This window comes from Micromonospora sp. NPDC003944, from assembly GCF_053605225.1.
The window spans coordinates 1-26,082 of the sequence record NZ_JBSGIV010000061.1; the positions used below are offsets into that span (position 1 = coordinate 1).

Annotated in this window: 25 protein-coding genes; 8 read left to right on the forward strand and 17 right to left on the reverse strand. The window is 69.2% G+C overall.

Annotated elements, in window-relative coordinates:
- Window positions 1-68: 68 nt before the first annotated feature.
- A complete protein-coding gene (locus ACWER9_RS25315; protein ID WP_452304167.1) occupies window positions 69-1,514 on the reverse strand; it encodes a glycosyltransferase family 4 protein in 1,446 nt (481 codons plus the stop codon).
- A gap of 313 nt (window positions 1,515-1,827) precedes the next feature.
- Here ACWER9_RS25315 and glgX point away from each other — a divergent pair, with 313 nt between their 5' ends.
- The 3 genes from glgX to treZ are packed head-to-tail and all read left to right on the forward strand — an operon-like array spanning window position 1,828 to window position 7,974.
- Entirely contained in the window at window positions 1,828-3,945 is a 2,118-nt protein-coding gene (glgX, locus tag ACWER9_RS25320) for a glycogen debranching protein GlgX (RefSeq protein ID WP_452304168.1), read from the forward strand.
- Window position 3,946: 1 nt separating this feature from the next.
- Window positions 3,947-6,253, forward strand: a complete 2,307-nt coding sequence (gene treY / locus ACWER9_RS25325) for a malto-oligosyltrehalose synthase (RefSeq protein WP_452304169.1) — start codon at window positions 3,947-3,949, stop codon at window positions 6,251-6,253.
- The gene (treZ, locus tag ACWER9_RS25330) at window positions 6,250-7,974 is read left to right on the forward strand and encodes a malto-oligosyltrehalose trehalohydrolase (RefSeq protein WP_452304170.1); all 1,725 of its coding nucleotides are present in this window, start codon (window positions 6,250-6,252) and stop codon (window positions 7,972-7,974) included. Before treY ends, treZ begins: the two co-directional genes overlap by 4 nt.
- A 133-nt stretch (window positions 7,975-8,107) precedes the next feature.
- Here treZ and ACWER9_RS25335 read toward each other — a convergent pair whose 3' ends face one another.
- Both ACWER9_RS25335 and ACWER9_RS25340 read right to left on the reverse strand, forming a co-directional pair.
- A complete protein-coding gene (locus ACWER9_RS25335; RefSeq protein WP_452304171.1) occupies window positions 8,108-8,629 on the reverse strand; it encodes an NUDIX domain-containing protein in 522 nt (173 codons plus the stop codon).
- A gap of 42 nt (window positions 8,630-8,671) precedes the next feature.
- Window positions 8,672-10,030 (reverse strand): hypothetical protein, encoded by a 1,359-nt coding sequence (locus ACWER9_RS25340; RefSeq protein ID WP_452304172.1) that lies wholly within the window; start codon window positions 10,028-10,030, stop codon window positions 8,672-8,674.
- A gap of 374 nt (window positions 10,031-10,404) precedes the next feature.
- On the opposite strand from ACWER9_RS25340, the gene ACWER9_RS25345 reads away from it, so the two are divergent.
- Window positions 10,405-11,643, forward strand: coding sequence for a helix-turn-helix domain-containing protein (locus ACWER9_RS25345; protein ID WP_452304173.1), 1,239 nt, complete (start codon window positions 10,405-10,407; stop codon window positions 11,641-11,643).
- A 143-nt stretch (window positions 11,644-11,786) separates the two neighbouring features.
- Here ACWER9_RS25345 and ACWER9_RS25350 read toward each other — a convergent pair whose 3' ends face one another.
- The 5 genes from ACWER9_RS25350 to ACWER9_RS25370 form a co-directional block, all read right to left on the reverse strand.
- Window positions 11,787-12,887 (reverse strand): cobalamin-independent methionine synthase II family protein, encoded by a 1,101-nt coding sequence (locus ACWER9_RS25350; protein ID WP_452304174.1) that lies wholly within the window; start codon window positions 12,885-12,887, stop codon window positions 11,787-11,789.
- A 303-nt stretch (window positions 12,888-13,190) separates the two neighbouring features.
- Complete coding sequence (locus ACWER9_RS25355) at window positions 13,191-13,514, reverse strand: DUF6355 family natural product biosynthesis protein (protein WP_452304175.1); 324 nt, start codon at window positions 13,512-13,514, stop codon at window positions 13,191-13,193.
- 169 nt (window positions 13,515-13,683) lie between these two features.
- A complete protein-coding gene (locus ACWER9_RS25360; protein WP_452304176.1) occupies window positions 13,684-14,664 on the reverse strand; it encodes an AraC-like ligand-binding domain-containing protein in 981 nt (326 codons plus the stop codon).
- A gap of 160 nt (window positions 14,665-14,824) precedes the next feature.
- Window positions 14,825-16,051 carry a DUF6357 family protein gene (locus ACWER9_RS25365; protein ID WP_452304177.1) on the reverse strand — a complete coding sequence of 409 codons (1,227 nt, stop codon included), beginning with the start codon at window positions 16,049-16,051 and terminating at the stop codon, window positions 14,825-14,827.
- 4 nt (window positions 16,052-16,055) lie between these two features.
- Window positions 16,056-16,709, reverse strand: a complete 654-nt coding sequence (locus tag ACWER9_RS25370) for a hypothetical protein (RefSeq protein WP_452304178.1) — start codon at window positions 16,707-16,709, stop codon at window positions 16,056-16,058.
- A gap of 140 nt (window positions 16,710-16,849) precedes the next feature.
- On the opposite strand from ACWER9_RS25370, the gene ACWER9_RS25375 reads away from it, so the two are divergent.
- The gene (locus tag ACWER9_RS25375) at window positions 16,850-17,197 is read left to right on the forward strand and encodes a GlsB/YeaQ/YmgE family stress response membrane protein (RefSeq protein ID WP_452304179.1); all 348 of its coding nucleotides are present in this window, start codon (window positions 16,850-16,852) and stop codon (window positions 17,195-17,197) included.
- 35 nt (window positions 17,198-17,232) lie between these two features.
- On the opposite strand, the gene ACWER9_RS25380 is transcribed toward ACWER9_RS25375, so the two are convergent.
- From ACWER9_RS25380 to ACWER9_RS25410, 7 genes are all read right to left on the reverse strand, one after another.
- Window positions 17,233-17,622 (reverse strand): hypothetical protein, encoded by a 390-nt coding sequence (locus ACWER9_RS25380; protein ID WP_452304180.1) that lies wholly within the window; start codon window positions 17,620-17,622, stop codon window positions 17,233-17,235.
- A gap of 38 nt (window positions 17,623-17,660) precedes the next feature.
- On the reverse strand, window positions 17,661-18,332 hold the full coding sequence (locus ACWER9_RS25385; RefSeq protein WP_452304181.1) for a hypothetical protein: 672 nt from the start codon (window positions 18,330-18,332) through the stop codon (window positions 17,661-17,663).
- 240 nt (window positions 18,333-18,572) lie between these two features.
- Entirely contained in the window at window positions 18,573-18,995 is a 423-nt protein-coding gene (locus ACWER9_RS25390) for an SHOCT-like domain-containing protein (protein ID WP_452304182.1), read from the reverse strand.
- An 11-nt stretch (window positions 18,996-19,006) separates the two neighbouring features.
- Window positions 19,007-19,264 carry a hypothetical protein gene (locus ACWER9_RS25395; protein ID WP_452304183.1) on the reverse strand — a complete coding sequence of 86 codons (258 nt, stop codon included), beginning with the start codon at window positions 19,262-19,264 and terminating at the stop codon, window positions 19,007-19,009.
- Window positions 19,264-19,641: a DUF2089 domain-containing protein gene (locus tag ACWER9_RS25400; RefSeq protein WP_452304184.1), complete on the reverse strand. Its 378-nt coding sequence runs from the start codon at window positions 19,639-19,641 to the stop codon at window positions 19,264-19,266. Before ACWER9_RS25400 ends, ACWER9_RS25395 begins: the two co-directional genes overlap by 1 nt.
- A 495-nt stretch (window positions 19,642-20,136) precedes the next feature.
- Complete coding sequence (locus tag ACWER9_RS25405) at window positions 20,137-20,691, reverse strand: RICIN domain-containing protein (protein WP_452304185.1); 555 nt, start codon at window positions 20,689-20,691, stop codon at window positions 20,137-20,139.
- 82 nt (window positions 20,692-20,773) lie between these two features.
- The gene (locus tag ACWER9_RS25410) at window positions 20,774-21,850 is read right to left on the reverse strand and encodes a glycoside hydrolase family 43 protein (protein ID WP_452304186.1); all 1,077 of its coding nucleotides are present in this window, start codon (window positions 21,848-21,850) and stop codon (window positions 20,774-20,776) included.
- Between the two features lie 130 nt (window positions 21,851-21,980).
- On the opposite strand from ACWER9_RS25410, the gene ACWER9_RS25415 reads away from it, so the two are divergent.
- Both ACWER9_RS25415 and ACWER9_RS25420 read left to right on the forward strand, forming a co-directional pair.
- A complete protein-coding gene (locus tag ACWER9_RS25415; RefSeq protein WP_452304187.1) occupies window positions 21,981-22,313 on the forward strand; it encodes a hypothetical protein in 333 nt (110 codons plus the stop codon).
- A 188-nt stretch (window positions 22,314-22,501) separates the two neighbouring features.
- Window positions 22,502-23,506, forward strand: coding sequence for a hypothetical protein (locus ACWER9_RS25420; RefSeq protein WP_452304188.1), 1,005 nt, complete (start codon window positions 22,502-22,504; stop codon window positions 23,504-23,506).
- Window positions 23,507-23,617: 111 nt separating this feature from the next.
- Here ACWER9_RS25420 and ACWER9_RS25425 read toward each other — a convergent pair whose 3' ends face one another.
- Window positions 23,618-24,283, reverse strand: a complete 666-nt coding sequence (locus tag ACWER9_RS25425) for a TetR family transcriptional regulator (protein ID WP_452304189.1) — start codon at window positions 24,281-24,283, stop codon at window positions 23,618-23,620.
- A 100-nt stretch (window positions 24,284-24,383) separates the two neighbouring features.
- On the opposite strand from ACWER9_RS25425, the gene ACWER9_RS25430 reads away from it, so the two are divergent.
- Window positions 24,384-25,298, forward strand: a complete 915-nt coding sequence (locus tag ACWER9_RS25430) for an SDR family NAD(P)-dependent oxidoreductase (protein ID WP_452304190.1) — start codon at window positions 24,384-24,386, stop codon at window positions 25,296-25,298.
- Window positions 25,299-25,545: 247 nt separating this feature from the next.
- Here the strand turns inward: ACWER9_RS25430 and ACWER9_RS25435 are convergent, their stop codons facing one another.
- The gene (locus ACWER9_RS25435) at window positions 25,546-25,911 is read right to left on the reverse strand and encodes a hypothetical protein (RefSeq protein WP_452304191.1); all 366 of its coding nucleotides are present in this window, start codon (window positions 25,909-25,911) and stop codon (window positions 25,546-25,548) included.
- Window positions 25,912-26,082 lie beyond the last annotated feature (171 nt).

A 26,082-nucleotide genomic window follows, 5' to 3' on the forward strand; every position in this document is an offset into this window, starting at 1 on the left:
CGCCGAAGGCCGACCGGCCGCCGAAGGCCGACCGGCCGCCGAAGGCCGACCGGCCCGCCGAGGGCGCGTCAGCGCAGGCCGGCGGCCGCGAGCAGGTTGCCCTCGGGGAGTGCTGGGAGCGCCCGACCCTGGGACATCCGCTGTTCGGCGCGCTCGGCGGTGAACGCGGCGTCGTGGTGGATGGCCGAGGCGTAGCTGGCGGCGGTGCGCTGGGCGATGGCGGCCCAGCCGTACTGGTCGTGGACCATCCGGCGGGCGTTGCGGGCCATGACGCGGGCGCGGTCAGGGCTCGACAGCACCGCGTCCACGGCGTCGGCCAGGCTGTCCGGGTCGTGGGGGCGGAAGGTCATTCCGGTGACGCCCGGCTCGACGATCTCGGCGAGGCCGCCGGTGGCGGCGACGGCGAGGGGAGCGCCGGCCGCCGCGCCTTCCAGAGCGACCATGCCGAACGGCTCGTAGATGCTCGGCACGGCGAAGCAGTCGGACGCGGCCATCAGCGCCGGCAGGTCGGTGCCGCCGAGGAAGCCGGGCATGGTGACCACGCCGCCGAGGCCGCGGCGGTGCACCTCGGCTTCCAGTTCGGCGCGGTACGGGCCGTCGCCGGCGATCACGGCCCGCAGCCCGGGGTGGCGCTCGCGCAGCCGGGGCAGTGCGGCGATCAGGTGCTGGACGCCCTTCTCGTAGACCAGGCGGCCGGCGAAGGTGACGAGCGGGCCGTCTCCGGCGAAGCGGGCGCGGGCGGCGGCCACGGCGCGCGCGGGGACGCGCCAGCGGTGCGGCTCCACGCCGTTGGCGACCACGTCGACGCGTCCGGTCGGTACGCCGAAGAGCGCGTTCACCTCGTCGCGCATGTAGCCGGAGCAGACGATCACCCGGTTGGACTCACTGCTGAGCCACTGCTCGACGCCGTGGATGGTGCGGTTCATCTCTTCGGGCAGCCAGCCCTGGTGCCGACCGGCCTCGGTGGCGTGGATGGTGCTGACCAGCGGGATGTCCAGGTGGTCGCGCAACGTCATCGCGGTGTGCGCGACGAGCCAGTCGTGGGCGTGGATGACGTCGTACGAACCGGCCTGGGTGGCGCGCAGGGCGGTGCGGGTGAGGGTGTGGTTGAACGCCATCGTCCAGGCCAGCAGCGAGTCGGTGGCGAGGGGGAAGGTCACCGGGTCCTCGGGGGCGCGCAGGATGCGCACGCCGTCGGCGTACTCCTCCAGGGGTGCGCCCTCGCTGTGCCGGGTGACGACGGTGACCTCGTGCCCGGCGGCGGCCAGGGCCACCGACAGGGCGTGCACGTGGCGTCCGAGGCCGCCGACGAGCACCGGCGGGTACTCCCAGGACAGCATGAGGATGCGACGGGTCTGCGGGGGAACGCCGGGGCCGGGCTGCGCCGGCACGACCGCGCCGGGCTGCGCGCCAAGACCGGGGCCGGGCTGCGCGGGGGGCCGGGAAGTGAGCGTGGGCCGGTGGGCCCGGTCCTTGGTGGCAGCGAGCTGCTCGTCGACCCGCAGGGTCGTCACATCAATCTCCGTCCATGCATGGTGGTACGCGCCGGCGTCAGTGGCGGCGGAGTGAGAGGTGGAAGGGCGGCCGAGGGCCTGGCGGACGCGCGCGAACGGTTGTCCCCGAACAAGGAAAGGGCATCGGGGCGCAGAACGCACCTCGAAAACGGCCATCGTGACGGACAACACCTGAGGGTTTACCGCACATCAGACGGGTGGTTTCCGGTCACCGCCTGAAAGGATGGATTGGCGCGGCCGGGCCGGGGGCACTACCCGCTTGCGCGCGGGCAGCGTCGGCCGGCGCGCACCTCACCATGGGCAAGGGAGCGACATGCAGGTCTGGCCGGGCGAGCGGTACCCCCTGGGCGCCACCTACGACGGGATGGGCACCAACTTCGCCATCTTCTCCGAGGTCGCCGAGCGGATCGAGCTGTGCCTCTTCGACGAGTGGGACACCGGCGCGGAGCGCCGCGTCGAGCTGCGCGAGGTCGACGCGTACGTGTGGCACGCGTACCTGCCGGGCATCGAGCCGGGGCAGCGCTACGGCTACCGGGTGTACGGCCCGTACGACCCGGCGAACGGGTTGCGCTGCAACCCGCACAAGCTGCTGATCGACCCGTACGCGAAGGCCATCGACGGTGACGTGACGTGGGACCCGGCGGTCTACGACTACGACATGAACGAGCCGGACCGGATGAACGAGACCGACTCGGCGCCGTTCATGCCGAAGTCGGTGGTGGTCAACCCGTACTTCGACTGGGGCAACGACAAGCCGCCACGCACGCCGTACCACCACTCGGTGATCTACGAGGCGCACGTGCGCGGGCTGACCATGCGGCACCCGGACATCCCGGAGGAGCTGCGCGGCACGTACGCGGGCATCGCCTCCCCGCCGATGATCGACTATCTGACCCGGCTCGGGGTGACCGCGATCGAGCTGATGCCGGTGCACCAGTTCATCCACGACAACCGCCTCGACGACCTGGGGCTGCGCAACTACTGGGGTTACAACACCATCGGGTTCTTCGCCCCGCACCACGGCTACTCCGCGCTGGGTCGGCTCGGCCAGCAGGTGCAGGAGTTCCGGGGCATGGTCAAGGCGCTGCACGCGGCCGGCATCGAGGTCATCCTCGACGTGGTCTACAACCACACCGCCGAGGGCAACCACCTCGGGCCGACGTTGAGCTTCAAGGGTGTGGACGCGCCGAGCTACTACCGGCTCAGCGAGTCCGACCGCCGCTACTTCGTCGACTACACCGGCACCGGCAACAGCCTCAACGTGCGCAGCCCGCACTCCCTGCAACTGATCATGGATTCGTTGCGGTACTGGGTGACCGAGATGCACGTCGACGGGTTCCGGTTCGACCTGGCGGCCACCCTGGCGCGGGAGTTCTACGAGGTGGACCGGCTGTCGACGTTCTTCGAGGTGGTGCAGCAGGACCCGGTGGTGAGCCGGGTGAAGCTGATCGCCGAACCGTGGGACGTCGGCCCCGGCGGCTACCAGGTGGGCAACTTCCCGCCGCTGTGGACGGAGTGGAACGGCAAGTACCGCGACACGGTACGGGACTTCTGGCGCGGTGAGCCGGCCACCCTCGCCGAGTTCGCGTCGCGCATCTCCGGCTCGGCCGACCTCTACCAGGACGACGGCCGCCGCCCGTTCCACAGCATCAACTTCGTGACCGTCCACGACGGGTTCACCCTCAACGACCTGGTGTCGTACAACGACAAGCACAACGAGGCCAACGGGGAGGACAACCGGGACGGCGAGAGCCACAACCGCTCCTGGAACTGCGGCGTCGAGGGCGACACCGACGACGAGGCGGTGCTCGCCCTGCGGGCCAAGCAGCGGCGCAACTTCCTGGCCACCCTGATGCTGTCGCAGGGCGTGCCGATGATCGGCCACGGCGACGAGCTGGGCCGCACCCAGCGCGGCAACAACAACGTCTACTGCCAGGACAGCGAGTTGTCCTGGGTCGACTGGGACAATGTCGACGAGCAACTGTTGGAGTTCGTCCAGACGCTCACCGACTTCCGCAAGCGGCACCAGGTGTTCCGCCGTCGCCGCTTCTTCACCGGCCTGCCGGTGAACGGGCGCGGCATCGACGAGCCGCTGCCCGACCTGGCCTGGCACACCCCGGACGGGCGCGAGATGACCGGCGAGGACTGGGGCAACGACTTCGGCCGCTCGGTGGCGCTGTTCGTCAACGGCGAGGGCATCCGCGAGCGCGGCCAGTACGGCCAGAAGCACCACGACGCCTCGTTCCTGCTCTGCTTCAACGCCCACGACGCGCCGCTGGACTTCACCCTGCCCGGCAGCGAGTACGGCCAGAAGTGGGAACGGGTGATCAGCACGGCCGACCCCGAGCCGGACGACGCGACGGTGATCAGCGCGGGCGGCACCATCCGGGTGCCGGACCGTTCCCTGGTCGTGTTGGAGAGGACGATCTGACATGCCGGCCACCCCTCCGAAGACCACCTACCGCATCCAGGTCCGCCCCGGCTTCGACCTCGACGCCACCGCCGCGATCGTCGACTACCTCGCCGACCTGGGCGTCAGCCACCTCTACACCGCCCCGCTGCTGACCGCCACCCCCGGCTCCCAGCACGGCTACGACGTGGTCGACCACCGGGCCGTCAACCCGGAGCTGGGCGGGGAGGCCGCCCGGCAGCGGCTGCTGCACGCCCTGCGCGACGCGCACCTCGGCCTGGTCGTCGACATCGTGCCCAACCACGCCGGGGTCGCCGTCCCGGCCGCCAACCCCGCCTGGTGGGACGTGCTGCGCCGGGGGCGCGACTCGTCGTACGCCGACTGGTTCGACATCGACTGGGACCGGGGCCGGCTGCTGCTGCCGGTGCTCGCCGACGACCCGACCGCCCTGGACGACCTCAAGGTCGTCGACGGCGAGCTGCGCTACCACGAGCACCGCTTCCCGGTCGCCGATGGCACCGGCGACGGCGACGCCCGCGCGGTGCACGACCGGCAGCACTACGAGCTGGTCTCCTGGCGGCGCGGTGACGCCGAGCTGACGTACCGCCGGTTCTTCGCCATCGCGGGCCTGGCCGGTCTGCGCGTGGAGGACCCGGCGGTCTTCGCCGCCACCCACGAGCTGATCCTGCGCTGGGCCGCCGCCGGTGAGGTCGACGGCATCCGCGTCGACCACCCGGACGGCCTGCGCGACCCCGCCGGCTACCTGGCCCGGCTGCGGGAGGCCGCACCGGACGCCTGGCTCGTGGTGGAGAAGATCCTGGAGTACGGCGAGGAGCTGCCGGACTGGCCGGTGGACGGCACCACCGGCTACGACGCCCTGGCCATGGTCGGTGGTCTCTTCATCGACATCGACGCCGAGGGCGACTTCACCGTGCTGGACACCCACCTCAACGGCCAGCAGATCTCCTGGGAGAACCTGACCCACTCCACCAAGATGGCCGCCGCCACCCAGCTGCTCGCCGCCGAGCTGACCCGGCTGGCCGCCCTCGCCCCCGAGGTGCCCACCGAGCAGGCCCGCGCGGCGCTCGCCGAGCTGGCCGCCGCGTTCGACGTCTACCGCGGCTACCCGCCGCACGGCGCCCGGCACCTCGCCGCCGCCCGCTCCGAGGCGGGTCGCCGCCGCCCGGACCTGGCCGGCGCCCTGGACGCGGTCACCCGGCGGCTGCGTGACCCCAACGACGAGCTGGGCCTACGGTTCCCGCAGCTCACCGGCGCGGTGATGGCCAAGGGCGTGGAGGACACCGCGTTCTACCGCTGGACCCGGTTCGTGGCGCTCAACGAGGTCGGCGACAGCCCCACCCGCTTCGGGGTGCCACCGGCGGAGTTCCACCGCAACGCCTCCGCCCAACAGGTCCGCTGGCCCGCGAGCATGACCACCCTCTCCACCCACGACACCAAACGCGGCGAGGACGTGCGCGCCCGCCTCGCCGTGCTCAGCGAGCTGCCGGGCCGCTGGGCCGAGCAGGTCAAGACCTGGATGGAGTACGCGCCGCTGCCCGACCCGGCGTTCGCCCACCTGCTCTGGCAGACCGCCGTCGGCGCGTGGCCGATCGAACGGGAGCGGCTGCACGCGTACGTCGAGAAGGCAGCCCGGGAGGCCGCGGCCTCGACCAGTTGGGCGGACCCGGACCCGGCCTTCGAGCAGGCGCTGCACGACGTGGTCGACCGCATGTACGACGACCCGAGCCTGCACGACGAGCTGACCGAACTCGCCGCCGCGATCGCCCCGGCCGGCTGGTGCAACTCGCTCGGGCAGAAGCTCATCCAACTCACCATGCCCGGGGTGCCGGACACCTACCAGGGCACCGAGCTGTGGGACAACTCCCTGGTCGACCCGGACAACCGCCGCCCGGTCGACTTCGACGTACGCCGAGAGATGCTTGCGCGCATCGACGGCGGCTGGCGTCCCCCGGTCGACACCGACGGAGCGGCGAAGCTGCTCGTCGTGTCGCGGACCCTGCGGCTGCGGCGGGCGCACCCGGAACTGTTCACCACCTACCGGCCGGTGCCCGCGCACGGGCGGGTGAGCCGCCACGTGGTGGCGTTCGACCGGGGCGGCGTGATCGCCGTGGCGACCCGCCTGCCGCTGGGCCTGGCCCGCGCCGGTGGGTGGTGCGACACAGCCCTGTCACTTCCCGTTCACGAGATGAAGGACCTGTTCACCGGCCGGGTCTACAGTGGCGGGGAGACGCCGTTGGACAATCTCCTGGCCGACTACCCCGTCGCTCTGCTGGCTCCTCCCACCGCTGCCGAGGAGGCCGTTTCATGACCGAATTCTCCGTCTGGGCGCCGGACGCCACCCGGGTGCGACTGCGTCTGGATGGCGACACCGACCACGAGATGCGCGCCGCCACCGACGGCTGGTGGCAGGTCGACGTGCCCGACGCCGGCCTCGACTACTCCTTTCTGCTGAACGACGACGAAACCCCACTGCCCGACCCCCGCTCACCGTGGCAGCCTGCGGGAGTGCACGGGCCGAGCCGCCGCTACGACCATCTTGCGTTCCAGTGGAGTGATTCCTCCTGGACGGGCCGGCAGCTGCCCGGCAGCATCCTCTACGAGCTGCACATCGGCACCTTCACCCCGGAGGGCACCTTCGACGCGGCCATCGACCGCCTCGACCACCTGGTGACCCTCGGTGTCGACCTGATCGAGCTGCTCCCGGTCAACGCGTTCAACGGCGAACACAACTGGGGGTACGACGGCGTCTGCTGGTACGCCCCGCACGAGCCCTACGGCGGCCCCGACGGCCTGAAACGGTTCGTCGACGCCGCCCACGCCAAGGGGCTGGGGGTGATCCTCGACGTTGTCTACAACCATTTCGGGCCCTCCGGGGCCTACGCGCCGCAGTTCGGGCCGTACCTGGCCGAGCAGAGCAACAGTTGGGGCCGCTCGATCAACCTGGACGGGCCGCACTCCGACGAGGTGCGCCGCTACATCATCGACAGCGTGCTCATGTGGCTGCGCGACTACCACGTCGACGGGCTGCGGCTTGACGCCGTACACGCCCTGCACGACTCGCGGGCCGTTCCTCTGCTCGAAGAGTTGGCGGTTTCCGTCGAGTCGCTGTCGACGCACCTGGGGCGGCCGTTGTCGCTGATCGCCGAATCCGACCTCAACGACCCGCGGCTCATCACGCCCCGGGAGGCCGGTGGGTTCGGGCTGCACGCCCAGTGGAACGACGACGCCCACCACGCGCTGCACACGCTGCTGACGGGGGAGCGGCAGGGCTACTACGGCGACTTCGGCTCCCTGGAGACGCTGTCGGACGTGTTGACGGGCGGTTTCTTCCACGCCGGCACCTGGTCGAGCTTCCGCAACCGGCACCATGGGCGGCCTCTGGATTCCCGGGTTCCTGGTCATCGACTCGTTGCTTACTTGCAGAACCATGATCAGATCGGGAACCGGGCTACCGGGGATCGGATCTCGGCTTCTCTGTCGCCTGCGCTGCTGCGGGTGGGGGCTGTGCTGCTGCTGACCGCGCCCTTCACTCCGATGCTGTTCATGGGGGAGGAGTGGGCTGCCTCCACGCCCTGGCAGTTCTTCACCTCGCACCCGGAGCCGGAGTTGGCCTCCGCGGTGCGCACCGGGCGGCGGCGGGAGTTCGCCTCGCACGGGTGGCCCGAGGGGGACGTGCCGGATCCGCAGGACCCGGAGACGTTCACCCGGTCGCGGTTGGACTGGGCCGAGTTGGACAAGCCTGAGCATGCCTCGATGCTGTCGTTCTACCAGCGGTTGATTGCCTTGCGTCGGTCGTCTCCGGACCTGTCGGATCCCCGGATGCACGAGGTGTCTGTGCAGCACGGGGACCAGTTCCTGGTGATGAGGCGAGGGGACACGCTTGTGGTGGCGAACTTTGCCGGGCGGGGGCAGGGGGTGTCGCTGCCTGGGGTGGCTCGCCGGGTGCTCCTGGCTACGGGCGAGGGCGTCACGGTGATGCGGGACCGGATCGAGCTGCCTGCTGAGACGGCGGCGATTGTGGCGCTGTGAGTGTCGCTGCTCGCTAAATTCAAATCCAGACCCGCGCCCGAGCGGAGCGAGAGGATGCCGTCAGGGGCGCTAATGGCGGACCACAGGGAAACCTCGGAAGAGAATCAACTCCGATCACCGAAGCAGGTTGGAGCTAGTCGCAGCCTTTGAGTTGGCCGGCGACTGGCGAGTCCGCCCGTGCGGCGGCACCTCCGGCGAGGTAAACCGCAGCGCGTCGGTCACGGGCATATATTGCCGCCGGAAGTCGTATGGCGACGTTAGCGGGAAGACGCTGCTCGGCCTCTTGGCGCGAGAAGAAGCCGATGTTCTCCAACTCCTGTTCCGGCAGACTAAGGCCGTCAAGGTCGGCAATGGACCCGCAGTCGAACGTGAAGCTGATGATGGATCGAGGCCGCTGCCCGGCGGGCGGTGCCCAGTCGACTACGAGAAGGTCGCCCACCGCCAGGGCGACCCCCAACTCCTCTCGGATCTCTCGGGCGCAGGCATCGTGTGGGTATTCGCCCTCGTCCACGTAGCCGCCGGGGAAGGCCCAGTGGTCGCGGTAAGTGGGCTTGACGAGCAGCACGTTGCCGTCCGGGTCGGTAATGAAGGCCGCAGCGGCGGCGTAGAAGGAAGCCAGGTTGGCGTACCAAGTTGCGGGCTCCGTCCAGGTCACCTCGGTGACGCTAGCGGATGTGTTTAGGTGCGCGCTCTTGCTCTAGATGGCTGCCGGCATGGTCGCGAGAGTATGCAGGACCTCGTTGACCTGGGGTGATGCCTGCTGCGGGCTGAACGTGTTAGCGAGTTCGCGGACGCGCTGTCGGACACGCGCCGAGTGGATTCCCGTAGCATGCTGCCCGAGCTTGGAGGCCCAGTCGCAGGCGGCGTCGATGTCCCCAGCGCGGGCATAAGTCATGGCAACGAGGGCGGTGTGTAGGGCGCGCGTCCGGGTGTTCTGGCTGCGCAGGTTGAGCGCATCGGGGGCGTGTCGAAGGGCCTGCCTGTACAGATGCAGGTCGCTCAGGCACCTCAGCGTGGCTCCGGCTAGGTGAGCAGGGCTGAAGTAGCCGACCCAGCGTGGGCCGGAATCTCTGCCCGCCCGGTCGAGAGCACGCTCAGCCTTAGTGAGCGCGAGTTCGCAGACACGCCGCTCGCCTGACTGTCCGTACGCAGTAGCCGCGGTGGCATGTAGCCGAGCTAGGACTGCGGCGGGCGCGCGGCCGGCGCCGTCGATGGCTGCTTCGGCAAGCCAGGCGGCCTCTCGGGAATGCCCTAAGAACACAGCTTGGGTGGCGAGATTGGCCAGCAGGTGAGCACCGTAGAGGCGATCGTTAGCGGCCTTGGCGAGCCGCAGGCCGAGCGTCGCGTGATGTTGCGCCATGGCGTGTTCACCCGCATCGTATGACATGAAGGCGAGTTGGCCGGCGAGTGTTGCCGCTGCGCGCATGAGGTCACGTCCGACGGCGTCGGTGTAGGTGCCTTGCAGCATCGGCGCGACCTGACGCACCAGGAAGTCGGCCATGACAGCACGCGTACGTGGAGAGCCGCTGCCGTGACGTCGATCGAGGTCGGTGAAGTGGTCGGCCAGCGCGTACAGCGATTGAACGTCGGTGGAGGTGACCTGTTGCCGGCCGCGCCGGCTGACCGTCTTGTCGGGCAGGTCATACCGCCACCCAAGCGCCGCCTCTAGCGCCTTGCCGCTGTTGAACACCCCGCTCTCCCGTTGGTTGAGGTGCTTGGCCAAGCTCGTCCAGATCAGCTCGGCGGTGTCGATTGCCCCAGCGACGGTCGCAGGGTAAACGCATGTGTTGATGCTCTCGACCGTGCCAAAGCCCAGCTCGATCACGCCTACCGAGCGACCGAGCTTGCGGGCCAGTGTCTCGGCCATCGCGGCCTGCACGTGCTCGCCAGGCCGGCGACCGCGCAACCACCAGTAGACGCTGGCAGCGTCGTACCGCCAGGTGCCCTGGTCGCGGCCGGTGTGATTGAGCTGTCGGGCAAAGGCAGCGTGAGAGTTGGCGTAACCGGCGGCCAGCAGAAGCCCTTCGAACGCCGTGTTCGTCACCGGTCGCGCCATTGTTCCGCCTCCAGGCATCAGTCAACTACCAACAGTGACGAGCCTATGGTCTGCCGAAGTCCTATGGGGACCCGTGCGCAACCCTGCGCAACCCACGTCCTGAGCAGCGCAAGCGAGCGCATTACTTGCCATCTGGTCCGTTGATCGGCAGCCCGCTTCGCTAGTCGCAGGTGTCCTGGGTTTCGGCGAAGCCTGAGCGTCGCGTCCCGGGCTGACGGAGGTGGCTATGCAGGGCGACGGGTCAGCAAATCGAGGCGAGCAAGTCGAGGCGGCCGAGCGGGAAGCTGCCAAGCAACGCCTCCTGGCGCAGGCCGAGGCGGAGCGCGTACCCGTTGAGGACACGGCCCGCGCGGTCCCGGACCGGCGGTGGCGGCGTGACCAGCGATGACCTCCCGATCGGTCGTCGGGTGGCCCGGTGGCGGGTGCGGCGGTCGATGACGCAGCAGATGTTGGCCGACCGGTTGCGCAGGTCGAAGAGTTGGGTGGACAAGGTGGAGCGGGGCGTCCGCACCCTGGACCGGTACTCGGTGATCCAGGAACTGGCCCACGTCCTGCGGGTCGACCCGGAGGTGCTGCTGGGCCAGCCGCGGAGCACCCCAGCGGGCACGCCGGACGGGGTGGACGACATCCGGGCCGCGCTCGCCCGCTACGACACCCCGCAGGCTGCACCGCAGACGGACGAGCTGAGACGGCAGGTAGGGCATGCCTGGTTGTCCTACCAGCACGCGCACTACGGGCAGTTGGTGCGGGTGGTGCCGGGTCTGCTCGACGCCGCTCGGGCCGCGCAAGAAGCAGAGGTGCTGGTGCAGGCGTACCGGATCACCTCGTCGTTGCTGGTCAAGCTCGGCGAGGCCGACCTGGGCTGGCTGGCCGCCGACCGAGCGATGACCGCAGCCGGCGACGACCGGCTCCTCACAGCGGCGGCGACCATCTCGGTAGGCCAGGCCCTCCGCGCCCAAAACCGCGACCACCTGGCCCTGACCGCACTGCTCCCCGCCGCCGACCGCGCCCTCCCACCGATGATCCGCCCCGGTGATCAAGAGGTTAGGGGCACCATTGAAGATCAAAGTTGCCCCAAACCTCTTGATCACCGAGGGCAGGGCGATCAGTGGGGGCGGGGGGAGCAGCGGGCCGTAGGTGGGGCGTTGCTGGTGCAGGCCGCGCTTGCTGCCGCCGGCTGTGGCGAGCACCGCTGCGCCGACGAGCTGACCGACCGGGCCGCGGGGATCGCCGCACACCTGAGGGGGTACGACGATCCGCACCGCACCAGCTTCGGCCCGGTCGCCGTCGAGGTGGCGCGGGTGTTGGTGACGGCACAGCGGGGTGACCTGGCCGAGGCGCTGAGAAGGCACTCGGCGATCCAGCGGCGGGAGGGGTGGCGGCGGTTGCCGGCCGAGTACCGGGGCGCCTACCTGATCGACGTCGCGCGGGCGTACCTGCACCTGGGCGACGTGCGCGGGGCGGCTCGCGCCCTGGTGGACGCGGACAGTGTTGCGCCGGCTGAGGTTCGGTGCCGGGCGTCGGCGCGTACCGTGATCGCCGATGTTGCCCGGGGCCACCCGGCACCGGCCGGCGTGGCGCGACTGGCCACGCTCGTCGGCATCACCCGCTGATCGGCACGAGGGTGCCGGCCCGGTTGATCAGGCGCTCGCGCCCAGGAACCCGACCGCCTGACCCTGGCTGCTCTGAGGCCCTTGGGGGGTGGCGGATGAGCCCGTGACGCGGCGCCCGGTGCGGTTCGGGTGCCGGCCCTGCCTCACCCGGCCAGTTGCTCGGCGGCCAGGGCGGTTCCTTCGATCCGGGCGCGTACCTTGGCCCACGCCGTGTCCCGCGACGTGGACAGGTCGTCGGCGAACGGCGAGAACCCGCAGTCGTCGCAGGTGCCGAGCCGATCGGGCGAGATGTGCTCGGCGGCCCGTAGCACGCGGTCGCGCACCTGGTCGGCAGTCTCCACCACCGGGTCGACGGGGTCGGTCACGCCGATGAAGATCCGCTGGTGCGGGCGGGCGTGCTTAGCGATCGCGGCCAGCACCCGTTCCGGCTCGGACTCACCAGCGAGCTGCACGTAGAAGACGCCTGCGTCGATCGCGAAGAGGCTCGGCAGCAGCTCCACGTAGTCCACGTCAAGGCTGTGGGTGGAATCCTGGTCACCGCCGGGGCACGTGTGCACACCGATGCGCGCCCGCTCGTCCGGGGTGAACCGTTCGAGCACACGGTTGTTCAGGGCCACGAAGGTCTGCAACAGACCCTTCGAGGGATCAAGCTTGATCGAAAGCCGGCCCTCGGTGAAGTCCAGCTGCACGGTCTGAGCGCCGGAGTCCAGTGCGCCGCGAATGTCGGCCTCCGCCTCGTCGACCAGGTCGTCGAGGAACGCCTCTCGGGGGTACCCCTCGATACCCTGCTCCGGATACAGCAGGCTGAGCAGGGACGGCGCGATGACCGCCTGTTTGATCGGCACTGTCGCGTGCTGTCGCGCAGCGGTCAGATACGTCTGCGATTGCGTCGCGTAGCGGAACGGTCCCGCAGTGAGGCGGGGAAACTGCCGCGTATGGCCGTCGGCGAAGGGGACGACGGCGCCGTCCGGCGCCAGGGTGTCCAGACCCGACAGCGGGTACGTCGCGAAGCTCGGCTTGCGCTGCTCGCCGTCGGTGACCACGGGTGAGCCGAGCCGCTCAAGGGTGGCGATCGTGTCGCGCACGGCGTCGTCGTACTGCGCGTCCAGAGCATCCTGCCCGATCCGCCCGGTGGCGTGATCGGCAATGGCGGCCAGTAGTGCCGGCGGGCGGGGAAAACTTCCGATCGGTTCCGTCGGGAGAATCATGGCGGTCAAAATATTGACGGATGACGGCTGGCGCATCTTCTATTGTGCGCACTTCTCGCGGGCGTCGGCGTCGAGGGCGGCGATGACGACGTTGGCACCCTCGGCGTGGAAGGGCGCGCACGGGGCTGGTCACGGCGGTGGGGTGGGGGCAGGGATCGACGTAGGGCGAGGCTCCCGGTAAGGCGGCAGTCGAACAAGATCCGATGCCCCAACCGGAAGCCTCGCTGTTGTCCTACCCTGCCGCGATTCCCCTGTCCGACCGCACCCTCACGTGCCTCGCCGACCTGATCCGCAACCACCGAACGCAGGTGGAGGATCGCGCAGCGCCCGGCTGGCGGTTCAACAAGTTTGACCCGAGTACCAGGCGTTGGATACGGCGTTGGCGCCCCCGATGTCCCACGTTCCCGGGCCGATGCACCAGCTCCAGTCGTTGCGGGGCCACGTCGCGTCGACGTAGATGATCACATGGGTGCTCCCGCAGTGGTTGTACCAGGCCGTCACCGCGTCTTCGTAGTAGCCGCAAACCTGCGGGGCGAAGTCGCTGCCGGGCTTGGCCTGCTCCGAAACCGCTGTGGTTTGGGGTTGGGACAGGCGGGAGCCGGCGCCCGGACTTGCCTGTGCCACGGTCCCGGACAGGGTGAGTGCGCCGAGGATCGCGGTCACTGCCGAGACCCGAAACGCCCTTCTGTACCACATTTTCACAATGGTCTCCTGTCAGCCGCCGCTGCGGCCTAGATGATGCTGACTGGCTGCATGAAGCAATCGATGTGCTTCCTCAGATAAGAGTGCAGGCCACAGCCGGGTCTGTCGTTACTGGTGAGCGCACAAGTCTTTAGTCTGCGCGTACTCTCGCGCACTGCTCGCGGAACTGGCGTGGCGAAAGGCCGTAGGCGCTGCGGAACGCCTGGCTGAAGTGCGCCGGGCTGGTGAACCCCCACTGGGCGGCGATCGTGTGGATCGGGCGCGCGCCTAGTTGGGGGTTGGCGAGGTCGCGTCGGCACTGCTCCAGGCGACGCTCGCGGACCCAGCCGGCGACCGTGTGCCCTTCCTCGTGGAACAGCTTGTGCAGGTATCGCAACGAGATGTGATGCGCTGCGGCGATCGCGTCCGGTGTCAGGCGCGGATCGCCCAGATTCTCTCGGACGAAGGCGTGGATCTGAGCCATCAACGCTCGCCGCTGGGTGTGGGAGGGCACCGCGCTGTGGACATCTAGCGCGTTGGCCAGTGCCGCTGTCAACACGTCAATGGTGAGGGTGGACAGCCGGGCGGCGTCCAACGGACTGAGTTCGTCCATGTGCCGGGCAAGGCGCAGCAGGAATTGTGAAGATAACGCGCCGATGCCTTGGGTGCCAGGGATGCGAACTGCGCTCAGGCGCCGCAACTCCCGAGAGGGCAACGGCAGTAACGAGCGCGGGAAGCGCAGGAGCAGCAGCTGGCTAACTGGCGCATCCGGGGTGAATTCCGCCACGTAGGGCCGGGAGGTGTCATACAGGATCAGGTCCCCCACGCCGAAGTCTGTGCGCTGGCCGTCTTGCGTGATCATGCCGCCACCGCGCACAAGGCAACCCAGCTTGAACACCTCGGGATCGGCCTGGCGAATGAGCTTGGGAGTACGGTGGACCGAGTGCGGCATCGTGGTCATTAATGTCGCCTGCACAGGGCCGAACTCGCTGATTCCGACCTGAGCCCGAAATCCGGGCTCCCACTGCGATTCACAGCGCAAGTCGTAGGGCACCCAGAGCTTCGAGTTCACCTCGCGCCAGAAGGCGAACCCGTCTTCAACCGGGACGTCGGTGGTGCTCACTACGTCCATGACTCACCTTCGCGCTGTCGCTGCAGGAGTCAGACCACGATAGCTTGGCGTCGATATAGCGGCGTTGCCCCGAACCGGGTGATCGCGGTGGTGGACGACGCCGTCCGCACCATGGTCGCGCGGTACGGCCGGCACGCAAACCGATAGAAGGGCTCCCGGCTCACCGACGACGCGCGCGTTCGAACTCGGCGACATCCGACATCCAGGGACCATGCTTGTCGAGTGCCGCGCAGCCGCCCTGCACGAACGCGCTTACCAGTTGCCGGTACCCACCCATCCCGTCGACCAGGTTGTACTCGACCCGGTACTCCGGCTCCGACCCGGCTTCCCCCGGTCGCACCGTCGTGATCCGGGCGATGGAGTCGGCGTAGAAGTGCAGCTGGATCCCCTCGCCCATCGCCTCGTCCTCGATGGTGAACACCTCGTTGTCCCCGGCCGAGCGGTCGGCGACGAACTCCCAGAACGCGGCGGAGGCGCTGCGCGTGCCGTCCCGTCGCCACGTCTCCTCGCTGCCCTTGTCGTCGGTGAAGGTCAGGGCCGCCTTCGACGCATCCGTGACAGGGTCGTCGTCCTCCGGCGGCGTGCTCTTGGCACGGTCCGCGGCCTCCGAGCACATCAGGAAGCTCACCGTCCGCACCGCGTCAGCGGCGAGTTCGGGGTACGCGCACCGCACGGCCACGTCGACGGCCGTCTCCATCCGCTTCCAGTCGCGCTTGTCCGTGGCCCGGTGTCCTCGCCGTGGGTCGAGGCCGATCCGCATCCCTGCGCACGCCTGCTCGGCGGTGGCGATCACCCGCAGCACCTGGGGCAGCAGCGCGGCGTCGACGGCATCGGGGTTCCGCCGGGGAATCGTCGCGCCGTGCAGGTACTGGCCCGTGTACCTCAGGATCTGCGCGTCGAGTGGCCCGAGGATCACGCCCCGCTCGGCGCGCCGGCGGTTTGCGTGGTCCTCCTGGGCGCGCTTCTCGTTCGCCGTGTCAGTCGCCGTGCGCATCGCCTCGCAGACCTGACCGCTCTCCAGGAGACGGATGTCGGCACCGTGGGCGACGAGTCTGCTCCGGTGCCACGGGATGCGTCGAAAGAGCGCGTCCACCTGCGCGGTCGGGGCGAGCAGGACCGGGTCCAGGAGTGCGACGGCGGCGGTCTCGTCGAGCCGGCCCCGGGTCCCGGCGGCCTCGCACAGGGGCAGGACCGCACTCCACAGCAGCAGGTGTCGGGCCAGGTCCTCCCGGATCACCGCGAGGTGGGCTTCGGAGATCGGGAACGTGAACTCGCGAGGGTCGTGGTTGGCGTCGGCCCCGGCGGCGAGCATCAGCTTCAGCTCGCCGGCCTCGTGGATGACGGTCGGGATCCAGCCGCTGCTACGGGTGAAGACGACGTCTCTCATCGCGTCAGGACCACTGTTCGCATTCGGCGTCGAGGCGTGGGTCAGAGCGCACCCAGACTTCGCCACCGGCGGCCTCTGCCGGGGTGTCGACCCGTTCCAGGCCGAGAAACTCGATCAGCTGGAGCAGTTCGGCGCGGTCGGCCCGGTCGTCGTCGACGTCCTTCGAGTCGAAGAAGATGTAGTACTGGTCGGTCGGGTCGACGTAGCCGGAATCCGCCCAGATCCTGCCCACTTCGTCGATCGCCGCCGCCTCCGTCGTGATGGTGGCGGCACGGGCGGCACCCCGAGCCTCCGGTGACGCGTCGAGGTCGGCGAGGTTGGCGAACCACTGGCCGAAGTGGTCGAGGCCGGCGTACCCGTTCTCGAAGAACAGCATCGCGCTCGGCAGGTAGCGGTTGGGCCTGTCGACCCGGAGGTGTTCCGACCGCTGGTCGTCCGTCTCGGTGACCCGGGAGATCACCCCCAGGCGGGGCATGAGCACCAGACGTTGCCCCGCCGGCTCGTCGGTGATGGTGTACGTGCCGGACTCTCGGCCCCGGAAGAACGCGGAGAACGCCACGTACGCCTCCTGCGGGTCGCCCACCGAGACGTGTTGGTCGTTGCCGTCGCCGGCAGCGAAGACGAACTGCTTCGGGCCGGGTGTGTAGGGGCGGGCCATGGGCGTCCTCTGTCCAGGGGTGAAAGCCCCGCCAGGCTAGTGGATCAGGGTGACATTCCTGCGGCCCTGATCGAGGCGGGGTTTCCGGGAACGTGAGATCCGGGCATGTATCCCAGCACTGCTGGAGGGGAGAGACGGCAATGCTGGTAACCGGTTATCTCGGCGCGGTGCTCATCGGCGCACTCGTCGGCCTGCTCGGACGACTCATCCTGCCGGGGAGGCAGCGGATCGGCATCGTCGCCACATTCGTCATCGGCGTCGGCTCGGCGGTGCTGGGCACCGTGGTCGCCAGGGCGCTGCACATCGACGACGACGCCGGCGTGAAGGTGTGGGTGCTGCGCTGGGACTGGATCGTGCTCGCGATCCAGGTCGGCCTCGCGATCATCGCCGTGGCGCTGGCGAACATGCTCACCTTCACCCGGCTGGCCGGCGGCGACGACACCCCTCGTCGGCGGACCCGTCGCAGCAAGGTCAAGCGCGAGTCGTGACCGCCTGTCGTGCGTGCCGCCCGCTCGGACGCCGGTCAGCGTGCTGTCGGCCGCGTCCTGCGCCCGGCGAGGGCGTCACGGATGGCGAGGACGACGAGTGCGAGCGGCACGAAGACCCAGAGCTGAAGCACCGTGTATCGGCGCAGCTCCCTGTCGATGTCGACGCCGGCCAGCTCGGCGTCGAGGGCGCCGGGCCGCGTCAGTGCGATCGCGTACAGCGACAGCGGCGCGTAGTTGAGGCCCGCGCCGACGAGCCACAGGCCGAACGCCCGGGTGTTGAAGCTGTCCGTTGAGGCCAACAGCCAGCCGCCCCACGTCACCATCAGCACCACGCCGACGAGGAACTCGGCCAGGATGATCCGCCGTCGGCGGATGGTTCCTCGGCTGCCGTGCATGTCGATGGCGGCCAGGCGACGAACGTTCACCACCATGATGGTGCCAGCGGCGGGCAACAAGCGTTCCGTCAGTCGAGCGCCGACTCGCCGCCGGGGTAGGCGAACGACGCGCGCGGTGCGTAGAAACCCGAGACGACTGTCAACGGGTCCGCCGGGCGCAGTGCGTACACGGGGTGGTCGGGTTCGAGGAACTCCAGCGACTCGACAGCGAACGGGTCGACCGGCTCCGCCACGAACGGGTAGTTGCCGCTGTGCAGCCTGCCGTCGAGCTGGGTGAGGTAGCGCAGTTGCCCCCGGTTGACGGCGTCGCCGGTGCGCCCGACGCGGGCCGTCGTCCTGATCACGGGTACGCCGTCCGCCTCGGTGGTGGCGATCAGCCGATGCCCGCGTACCTCGATGGTGGTGGTCCCCGGGGTCGCCGGCACGCCCCGGGCGGTGGCGTAGTCCCGGACGACCGGGCTTGAGTTGAAGTAATGGGTCCACCAGCGACCGGGCGTGACACCGTCGGGGGCGTCGACCCCGGAGAGATCCGGTCCGATGTACGTCAGGGAGTACGCGCCGAAGCCGGAGGTCTGCCCGGCGTCGTCGACGACGTACTGGTTCATGAAGACCTGGTGGTTCGGTGCCGGCGTGAGGCCGTCGGGCACCAGGGCGGCCACCGCGTCGGGGTCGGCCGGCAGCCAACCGAAGTAGATCATCCTGCTGTTCACGACGAGCTGCGGAGCGACGAGTTCGGACACGAGTGGTCCTTCCGCTGGGCATCGATACGTAGCCGCGACGCTACGGAGTTGCCCGACGCCCCGACAACGACGGATTGCCGACATGCGACCGGAGGGACCACCCGTCCGAGTGGTCCCTCCGCTGGTGCCGATGCGTGGCTAGACTTCAGGTTGGCAGTTCACCTGTGCTCTGCTGCGGCGGGCGCAGCCTCGGGAGGGTGTTCCAGCACCCTCTCGAGGGGCCGTCCCGTCAGACGGCGCCTACTCGCAGAAGACCCGCACGGTGGCATCGGGGGAGTCCACCTCCACGGTCACCTCGTCGAGGTGCTCCACGAGCGCCTCCAACTGCTCGGGCTTGAGCTGCGTCAGGTCGATCGGCACGCCCGACTCGCTGAGCGAGGCGTTGGCCTTGGTCAGGGCCTGCGGCGGGACCAGCGCCGCCAGCCGTACGCCGGCCCGCAGCAGTTGCAGTGGCACCCGCACGTTGACCCTCGACGGCTCGCCGTTGTCGGTGGCGTCCACCACCACCCGCAGGTACTTCACCCTGCCCTTCGGCCGGGCGTCGTGACCTGCCACCGCCGGTGCCTGGTCCCGTTCGAGGGCGGCGATGAGCTGCTCCGCCTCCTCCGCGGTGATCTTGCCGGCGGCAAGCATGTCGAGGATGTCCTTGCGTTGTTCGGTCATGCGAACCTCTCCTATCGGATAGCCACGAGCACGGCCAGGCGGCCCTGCTCGATGTCGAAACGGGCGCCGGGCAGCGCCGAGATGACACGCCAAGCGGCGCCGAGTGCCCGCACCACACCGATGCGGAACACGACGCAGGCCACGATCGCGGCCAGCACGACCAGGACCACGACCGGCAGGAGTACGAGCGCCACGGGGAGCACCGGAACCCAGACGCGGATGGGCCGGCGGTCCGGACGGTTGACCTTGACGGTCACCAGCTGCGGCATCACGAACGGCCGTCCAGCTCGGCCAACGCCTGCTGTGCGGTGATCTCACCGCGGCGCAGCCTGTCGATGATGTCGGCCCGTGACGGCGCCGGGTTGGTCTCGACGAAGTCGAGCATCTGGGTGATCCGGTTGAGCCGTGACTTGATCGTCGGGTAGCTCACCCCGAAGATGCGTTCCATCTCCTTGATCGAGCCGTGGCAGCGCACGAACGCGGTGACGAAGACCTGGTCGTCGACGTTGAGTTGAGCCAGTTGCGGTGGCTCGAACTCGCCCTCGATCGCGACGCCGTTGCTCGCCAGGCGCACCCGCTCGACGACGAACGGCTGCCCTCGCGTCAGGCTGGTCAGGTCCTGCCAGTCCATCGCCTGTTCTGTCATACCTCAAGTTCTACCTGAGGGATTCTTAACTTTCAAGAAGTCGATCTTAACTTTATTAAGGTCACGGCATCTGGCCGTCGTGCGTCGTGGGCGCGGGCCAACGAGAAGGCCATCGTCGACCCCGGTGTTCCACTGAACGCGAGGAAGCTGGTCACGGCGCGGGGTGTCGAGGACGTCACCGACCCCCTGATCGCCTACGCCATCGTGGAGGCGAGCTCACACGACGAGGCGGTCGGGATCTTCGCCCCACACCCGCACCTCGGGCTGTTCGCGGGGAACTCGATCGCGGTCCTCGAGTGTCCGCCCCTGCCTGGCTGATACTCGCGCGCCGCCCATGGTCCACTCGCCTTCACGGAAGTCGGGGTGTCCCGACTCCATCGACACCCCGACTTCATGAAACCCGAGTCGATCTCTCGCTGCTCGCTGCTCGCTGCTCGCCGGGAACACGAAACCGCGGCGGAACCCGGAGGTCCCGCCGCGGTCGAAGAGCGTTGCTTACCAGAGGCCCCAGGTGAAGGCCTGGTTCTCCGACGTCGTGTAGCAGGTGAACTGCATCATGTCGGCGCCGTTCAGCCTCGAGTTGCCCTCCACCGCCATGCACTTGTTGGTGCCCCGGTTCTTCAGCTGGTAGTAGTCAGCGCTCCCGGAGGTGAAGAGCTTGATCGGCAGCCACTGGTCGTTGAGCCGGGCGTCACCGCAGACCTGCGTGGCGATCTTCGCCCGTTCGGTGGTCACCGCGCCGCGGACGGCCATGCACCGGCCGCCGTTGTTGAACGAGATCCGGTAGTAGCCCGAGCTGGTCGTGGTGAAGGTCCAGTTGCGGTTCGGCCCGCTCTCGCAGAGGTGTTGGTCGACCACGACGTTGAGCCCGGACGAGAAGGCCTCGGGCGACAGGCAGTGGTCGTTCGTGAAGGGCTGGATCACCCACGGGCCGGAGGAGGCGGCCGCTGCCGGGCTGCCGGTGCCGACCAGCATCGCGGCGACCATCGTGAGCACCGCCATGAGGCCGGCCATCGTCTTGCGCTTCATGTAGAGCCTTCCGTCGTCCATCCACAGTGGATAGACGCCAAGGCTAGACGATCATCATCGACGCGCGCCAATCGACAGGCGGAGGGGCAGACGCACATCCGGATCACTCGAAGAACTTGATGCTGAACCCGGTGTCGGTGGTCGGACCGGGCACGTTGGCGCGGCGGTAGGTGGTGTTGCCCCACCAGCAGAAGGTGCCGGTGTACCAGTAGCGGTTCGCCCAGGAGTACGCGGTGCCCTTGGGCACCCCGTGGTACATCAGTGGGAACCTTGGCCCGGCGGGTGGGCTCGTCGCGATGTCGCCGTTGAGCAGCACGAAGCTGTGGTGGCCCGGCCCGTTGACGTGCAGGGTCGGGTCCCAGCCGGCCATCATGGTGGCCCGGTTCGAGCCGAACAGGCAGCCGTTCGACTTGTACCAGTCCCACACGTACGTCGGGTCGCCGCCGGCGCGCAGCCGCAGGTCGGCGAGGCAGTACTGGTCGCTCCAACTGCCGTTTGCGGAGTAGACGATGTGGAGCTGCCCGTTGGGGTCCCTGATCGCCTCGGGGGACTCGTTGATGAACGGGTTGCCGACGACGCGCTCCCAGCTCTCGCGCGGCTGGGAGATGACGTACCGGCCGCCGGTCGGGGTGAGCGGGTCGCTCATCCGGCTGAGGTAGATGTTCTGCTCGACGTTGGTGTCCCCGGCCCAACCCGACCAGACGAACCACCGCTGCCCGTTGAAGGTGAACAGGCTGCCGTCGATGGCCCACTTGCCGTCGGGCAGCGCGAGCTGCCGCTCGGCCGTGTAGCCGGTGGCCGGCGACGCCGAATGGATCACGTACATCCGGTGGGCGTTGCCCCGCCCGGCCGAGAAGTAGATGTAGTAACGGCCGCCATCGGTGACGATCTCCGGGGCCCAGACCTCACCGAGGTTGCGGCTGTCCGTCCAGACCTGCCGCGCGGGTGCTGCGGCCAGCGCGTCGGGGGAGGCCGCCTGCCGCACCGCGATCCCGCCGTTGGCCGACTGGACGGCGATGTAGGTGCTGCCGACGCGGATCACGCTCGGGTCGGCGGCTCGCAGGCCGGTCTGCCCGGCCGACGCCGGCCCGGCGCCGACGAGGGGCAGGCCGATGGCGAGCGCGGCGGCCAGCAGGATGGAGAGGAGTCGCGCAAGGGCTCGTCTACCGAGGTTCACCATCGGGTTCCTCTCCTCTGACGGGAGCTGGCGACGGAAATCGACATCCACAGATTAAGGCAGGAGTTGCCGCGTCACAGTGTTTCCATGTGCCAGCGTCGGCGCTGGCGGGCGTGCGCTAGCGTCTGGCCTCATGGAACCCGTGGACGTGGTCTTGGCCGTGGTGTGCGCTGCGGGCAACCTGGCCATGGCCGCCGTGCTGTTCGTCAGGAGCCGCGGGGGCGTGGCCACGCCCCGGATCTTCGGTCGCCCGCAGCCCCTCGCGCGCCTGCGGGCCGCGATGCATGTCTGCCTGGGATTGGGATTGGGCGTCGGCCTGCTCGTCAAGGACGTCTTCCCGCCGGGCTCCACGGGTGACGCGGTGGTGTTCCACGGGGTGCGGATCGTGCTGGTGGCTGGCGTGGTCACCGCCCTGCTGGGCGCCTTCCGGTATCCGCGATCCCTCTCCGGCAAGGCCGCCCGCTAGAGGCGGCGGGCCCGGGGCCGACGTTCTCCTCGGTCAAACCTCCGACAGCTGTAGCGCCGACCTCGCGCTGCGCACCGCCGCCCGGGACGGAAGTCCGACGTTGGGTGTTCGCTCGTTCACTCAGGGTCCAATCTGGAGGCCGGCTCGCCGTGGGGGCGGCCGGTACACAGAGGACAGTGGAGGTTCGGATGCTGATCATCGCGGAGGAGAAGGACGCCTACCCACCGAACGGTCAGATCCCCAACCTGGAGACCGACGAGAAGGCGTGCGTCGACATCCTGACCAGGATCGAACCGCTCATGCCCAAGGGCCTGCGGGATGAGGTGGTCGGTGCGTTGGTCAACTGGTCGGAGAGTGCGCTGAAGCCCGATCAGAGCTTCGGCACGTGGGCCGAGGCCGTCGCCGCCGCGACCAGCTACGCGCAGCGCGACACCGCCCGTGCCACCGACAGCGGTCAGCGGCCTCGTGGCCAGGCCACTGACGGGGTCGACCTGGCGAAGCTCAACGCGGCGGTGGGCAGCACGGGCAAGACCGGCGACCCGCAGATCGCGTTGCGCGACGAGAGCCGCAGGTGGGCCAACTGTGGAATGGCGGCGTTCCAGATCCGTGAGCAGTTGAGCGCCGCAGGCGGCAAGCCCGCCCAACTGTCGCACGACACCTACGGGGCTGGCGGCGGCGACGAGCTCAAGAAGGCGCTGCTCGCCAAGCCCGCCAGCGCCGCTACCGTCCTGCTGCTCGACTGCCAGTTCCCGCAGGTGCACAACTTCATCATCGAGGTGCACCACGACGGGTCGCGCTACCTGGCCCAGGGCTACCAGGGCACCTACTACGCGCACTGGTGGCTCGGCATCAACGACACCTACTCCGCAAAGGAGGTCCCGGCCGAGATTCTCGCCCTGCGGGAGCGGTACGGGTTGGGTCGGGCGATCAGCTCGGAAGATTACGCGACCCTGCTCGACGGCCTGGCCGCGGCCATCTCGTCCGACTGGCAGGCGACCGCGGACCAGTGGCCGGCGTTGCCGTTCAACCCTGACCGGCAGGAGATCGACGGGATCCGCCGCCGGTCCGGATCACCGACCCTCCTGGTCGAGGTGTTCGAGCTGGGCGAGCCCGCCGTGGCTCGGAAGGCGCTCGGCGACAAGGGCGTCGCGTCGCTCAGCGAGTTGGCCACCCGAGGAATGACGTCTTCCTGACGGGGGGTCCCGGCCGGCGCGTAGCCGGCCGGGACCACGAGGCCGTGGCGGGGTCCACAAAGGGGTGACGGTGTTCAGCCCCTGGTTGAGTCGAGGGCTCTGACGCCGACGCTAGGGGCGAGGCAGGATGCCCACGAGCGACGTGGTGATCGAGAGTCGCAGGGCTGTGCGCAGGTCGATGTGATGGACCGCGAGCGCCGGCTCGGATTCGTAGACGGCGAGCAGGCTCGGCGGCGGCGAGGCGTAGGCGGACAACGCTCCACCCATGATCAAGGTGTTGAGGCAGAACAGCTCGGCGTTGACGCCGAGTTCGGGCAGGTGTCGCCGGACGAGTTCGGCCATCACGGCGAGGTTGCCCAGTGCGGCTCGCTTGTGCCGTCGGACCACCTCGACCGAGACGTTGTGCTCGAGCACCCCACCCTGCGCGCCGAAGAGGTCGCAGAGCACCGTCTGCGCGGCGAGTGATCGGCTGAGCACCTCGGCCGTCTGCTCCGCCCGTTCCATTGCGGGTCGGCCGAGATCGACACCGTGGGCCAACTCCTGGTCCAGCTCGGCCAGCCACGCCGCCGTCCGGTCGTCCATCAGGTCGAGCAGCACCGCCTCGCGGGACTCGAAGTAGCGCAATACCGCAGTCTTGGCCAGGCCGACCCTCCGGCTCAGTTCGTTCAAGGTCACCTCGGCCACCGGCATCTCGTCGAGCATCGCCGAGGTCGTCTCCAGAATCGCCCGGCGCCGGAGCTCACGCTGCTCCTCGCTGCGTGCCCGCTGGAAGGTCATGACCCCGATCCTAGCTTAGGTACCGGTGGTCCCTTGACACGTTACCGGCGGTACATTACCGTTCGAGCATAAGTTACCGACGGTACATTGGGAGCCTGAAATGAAGTGGACCGAGCAGCAGATTCCGCGCCAGGACCGCCGGGTGGCCGTGGTCACCGGCGCCAACACCGGGCTGGGCTTCGAGACCGCCCGGCGGCTCGCCGAACGCGGGGCGTCGGTCGTGCTGGCCGTGCGCGACACAGCGAAGGGCAAGCTGGCCGCCGCGCGGATCAACGGTGACGTGTCCGTACAGGAGCTGGATCTGAGCTCGCTGGACTCGGTACGTGCCGCTGCGGCCGACCTGCGCGTCGACCACCCCCGGATCGACCTGTTGATCAATAACGCTGGCGTGATGTACACGCCGAAGCAGACCACCCACGACGGCTTCGAGATGCAGTTCGGCACCAACCACCTGGGCCACTTCGCGCTCACCGGCCTGCTGCTCGACCTGCTGCTGCCCGTGCCCGGCTCCCGGGTGGTCACCGTCAGCAGCACCGGCCACCGCATCCGCGCCGCCATCCACTTCGACGACCTGCAGTGGGAACGTTCCTACAGCCGGGTTGCCGCCTATGGTCAGTCGAAGCTCGCCAACCTCATGTTCACCTACGAGTTGCAGCGCCGTCTCGCCGCGTACGGCACCACCGTGGCGGTGGCCGCACACCCCGGCATCTCCAACACCGAACTGGTCCGCAACACCCCGGCGGTCGTGCGTCGACCGGTCACCTGGCTCGCCCCGCTGATCACCCAGGCTGCGACGGCGGGCGCGCTGCCCACCCTGCGGGCCGCCACCGACCCGTCCGCCCTCGGTGGCCAGTACTACGGCCCCGATGGCCTCGGCGAGGTGCGCGGCTACCCGAGGCTCGTCGCCTCCAGCCCTGAGTCCTACGACGTGAGCGTGCAGCAACGCCTCTGGGCCGTCTCGGAAGACCTCACCGGCGTGCGGTTCCCGGTGGGCCGGCCAGCCGCCACGGCGTGACCGTGTGAAGGGCCGGTACGTGGCCCGGGCGCGGGCAAGGGCTGGCGGCCAATTCGATCTTCGACGGCTGGGCGGCCGAAGGTGTGGCGGCGGTCAGGTGGTCGGGGTGTCCCGGCTCTACGGACGCCCCGACTTCAGCACACCCGAGTCGATCTTCGTGCAGGCCGGCGTCGCCCGCCCGTCGGGCCAGGTCGTGTAGCGGACCCCGCCGCTGTTCCGGGCTGAGAGCCCTACTGTCGGTGGCCGGTCAGCACCTTCTCACGTCCACCCGAATGGTGCGGGTGGTCGGGATGAAGTGCTTGCCGGGACGTACGTTGTCATCGGTCAGCAGCCAATCGCCGCCGCTGAGTGTCCAGACCCATCCGCAGTAGCCGGAGCCGATGTAGTAGCCGGCGGCGTTCGCCCAGAAGTCGGTCGTCGAGCGGTTGGCCGGCAGGATCGTGTCGTAGTTGCCGTGCGTGTAGTTGCCGTCCTGGACGTGGATGACCCCCAGGCCAAGGTTGCTGGCGTTGAGGATGTAGTTGGAGGCGGCGCTGGCCGGGGTGGCCACGGCGAGGGTCGCGGCCGTGCTCAGAGCCGCGCCCACCGTGATCGCCTTCTTCGGCAGAGACAAGATGTGGTCCCTTCTGTTCGCGACGCCCGGGCGCGTCGGCTGCGTCCTGCCGGCCCGAGAGGGACGGCCCCGAGCGACGAGGCTGGCCGCAGTCTTCCAACAGATTGTTGGCTAGATGTTGGATGCGATCCGCGGACACCGACGCGCCTGTGGCGCTGCCCCGGACCGGGA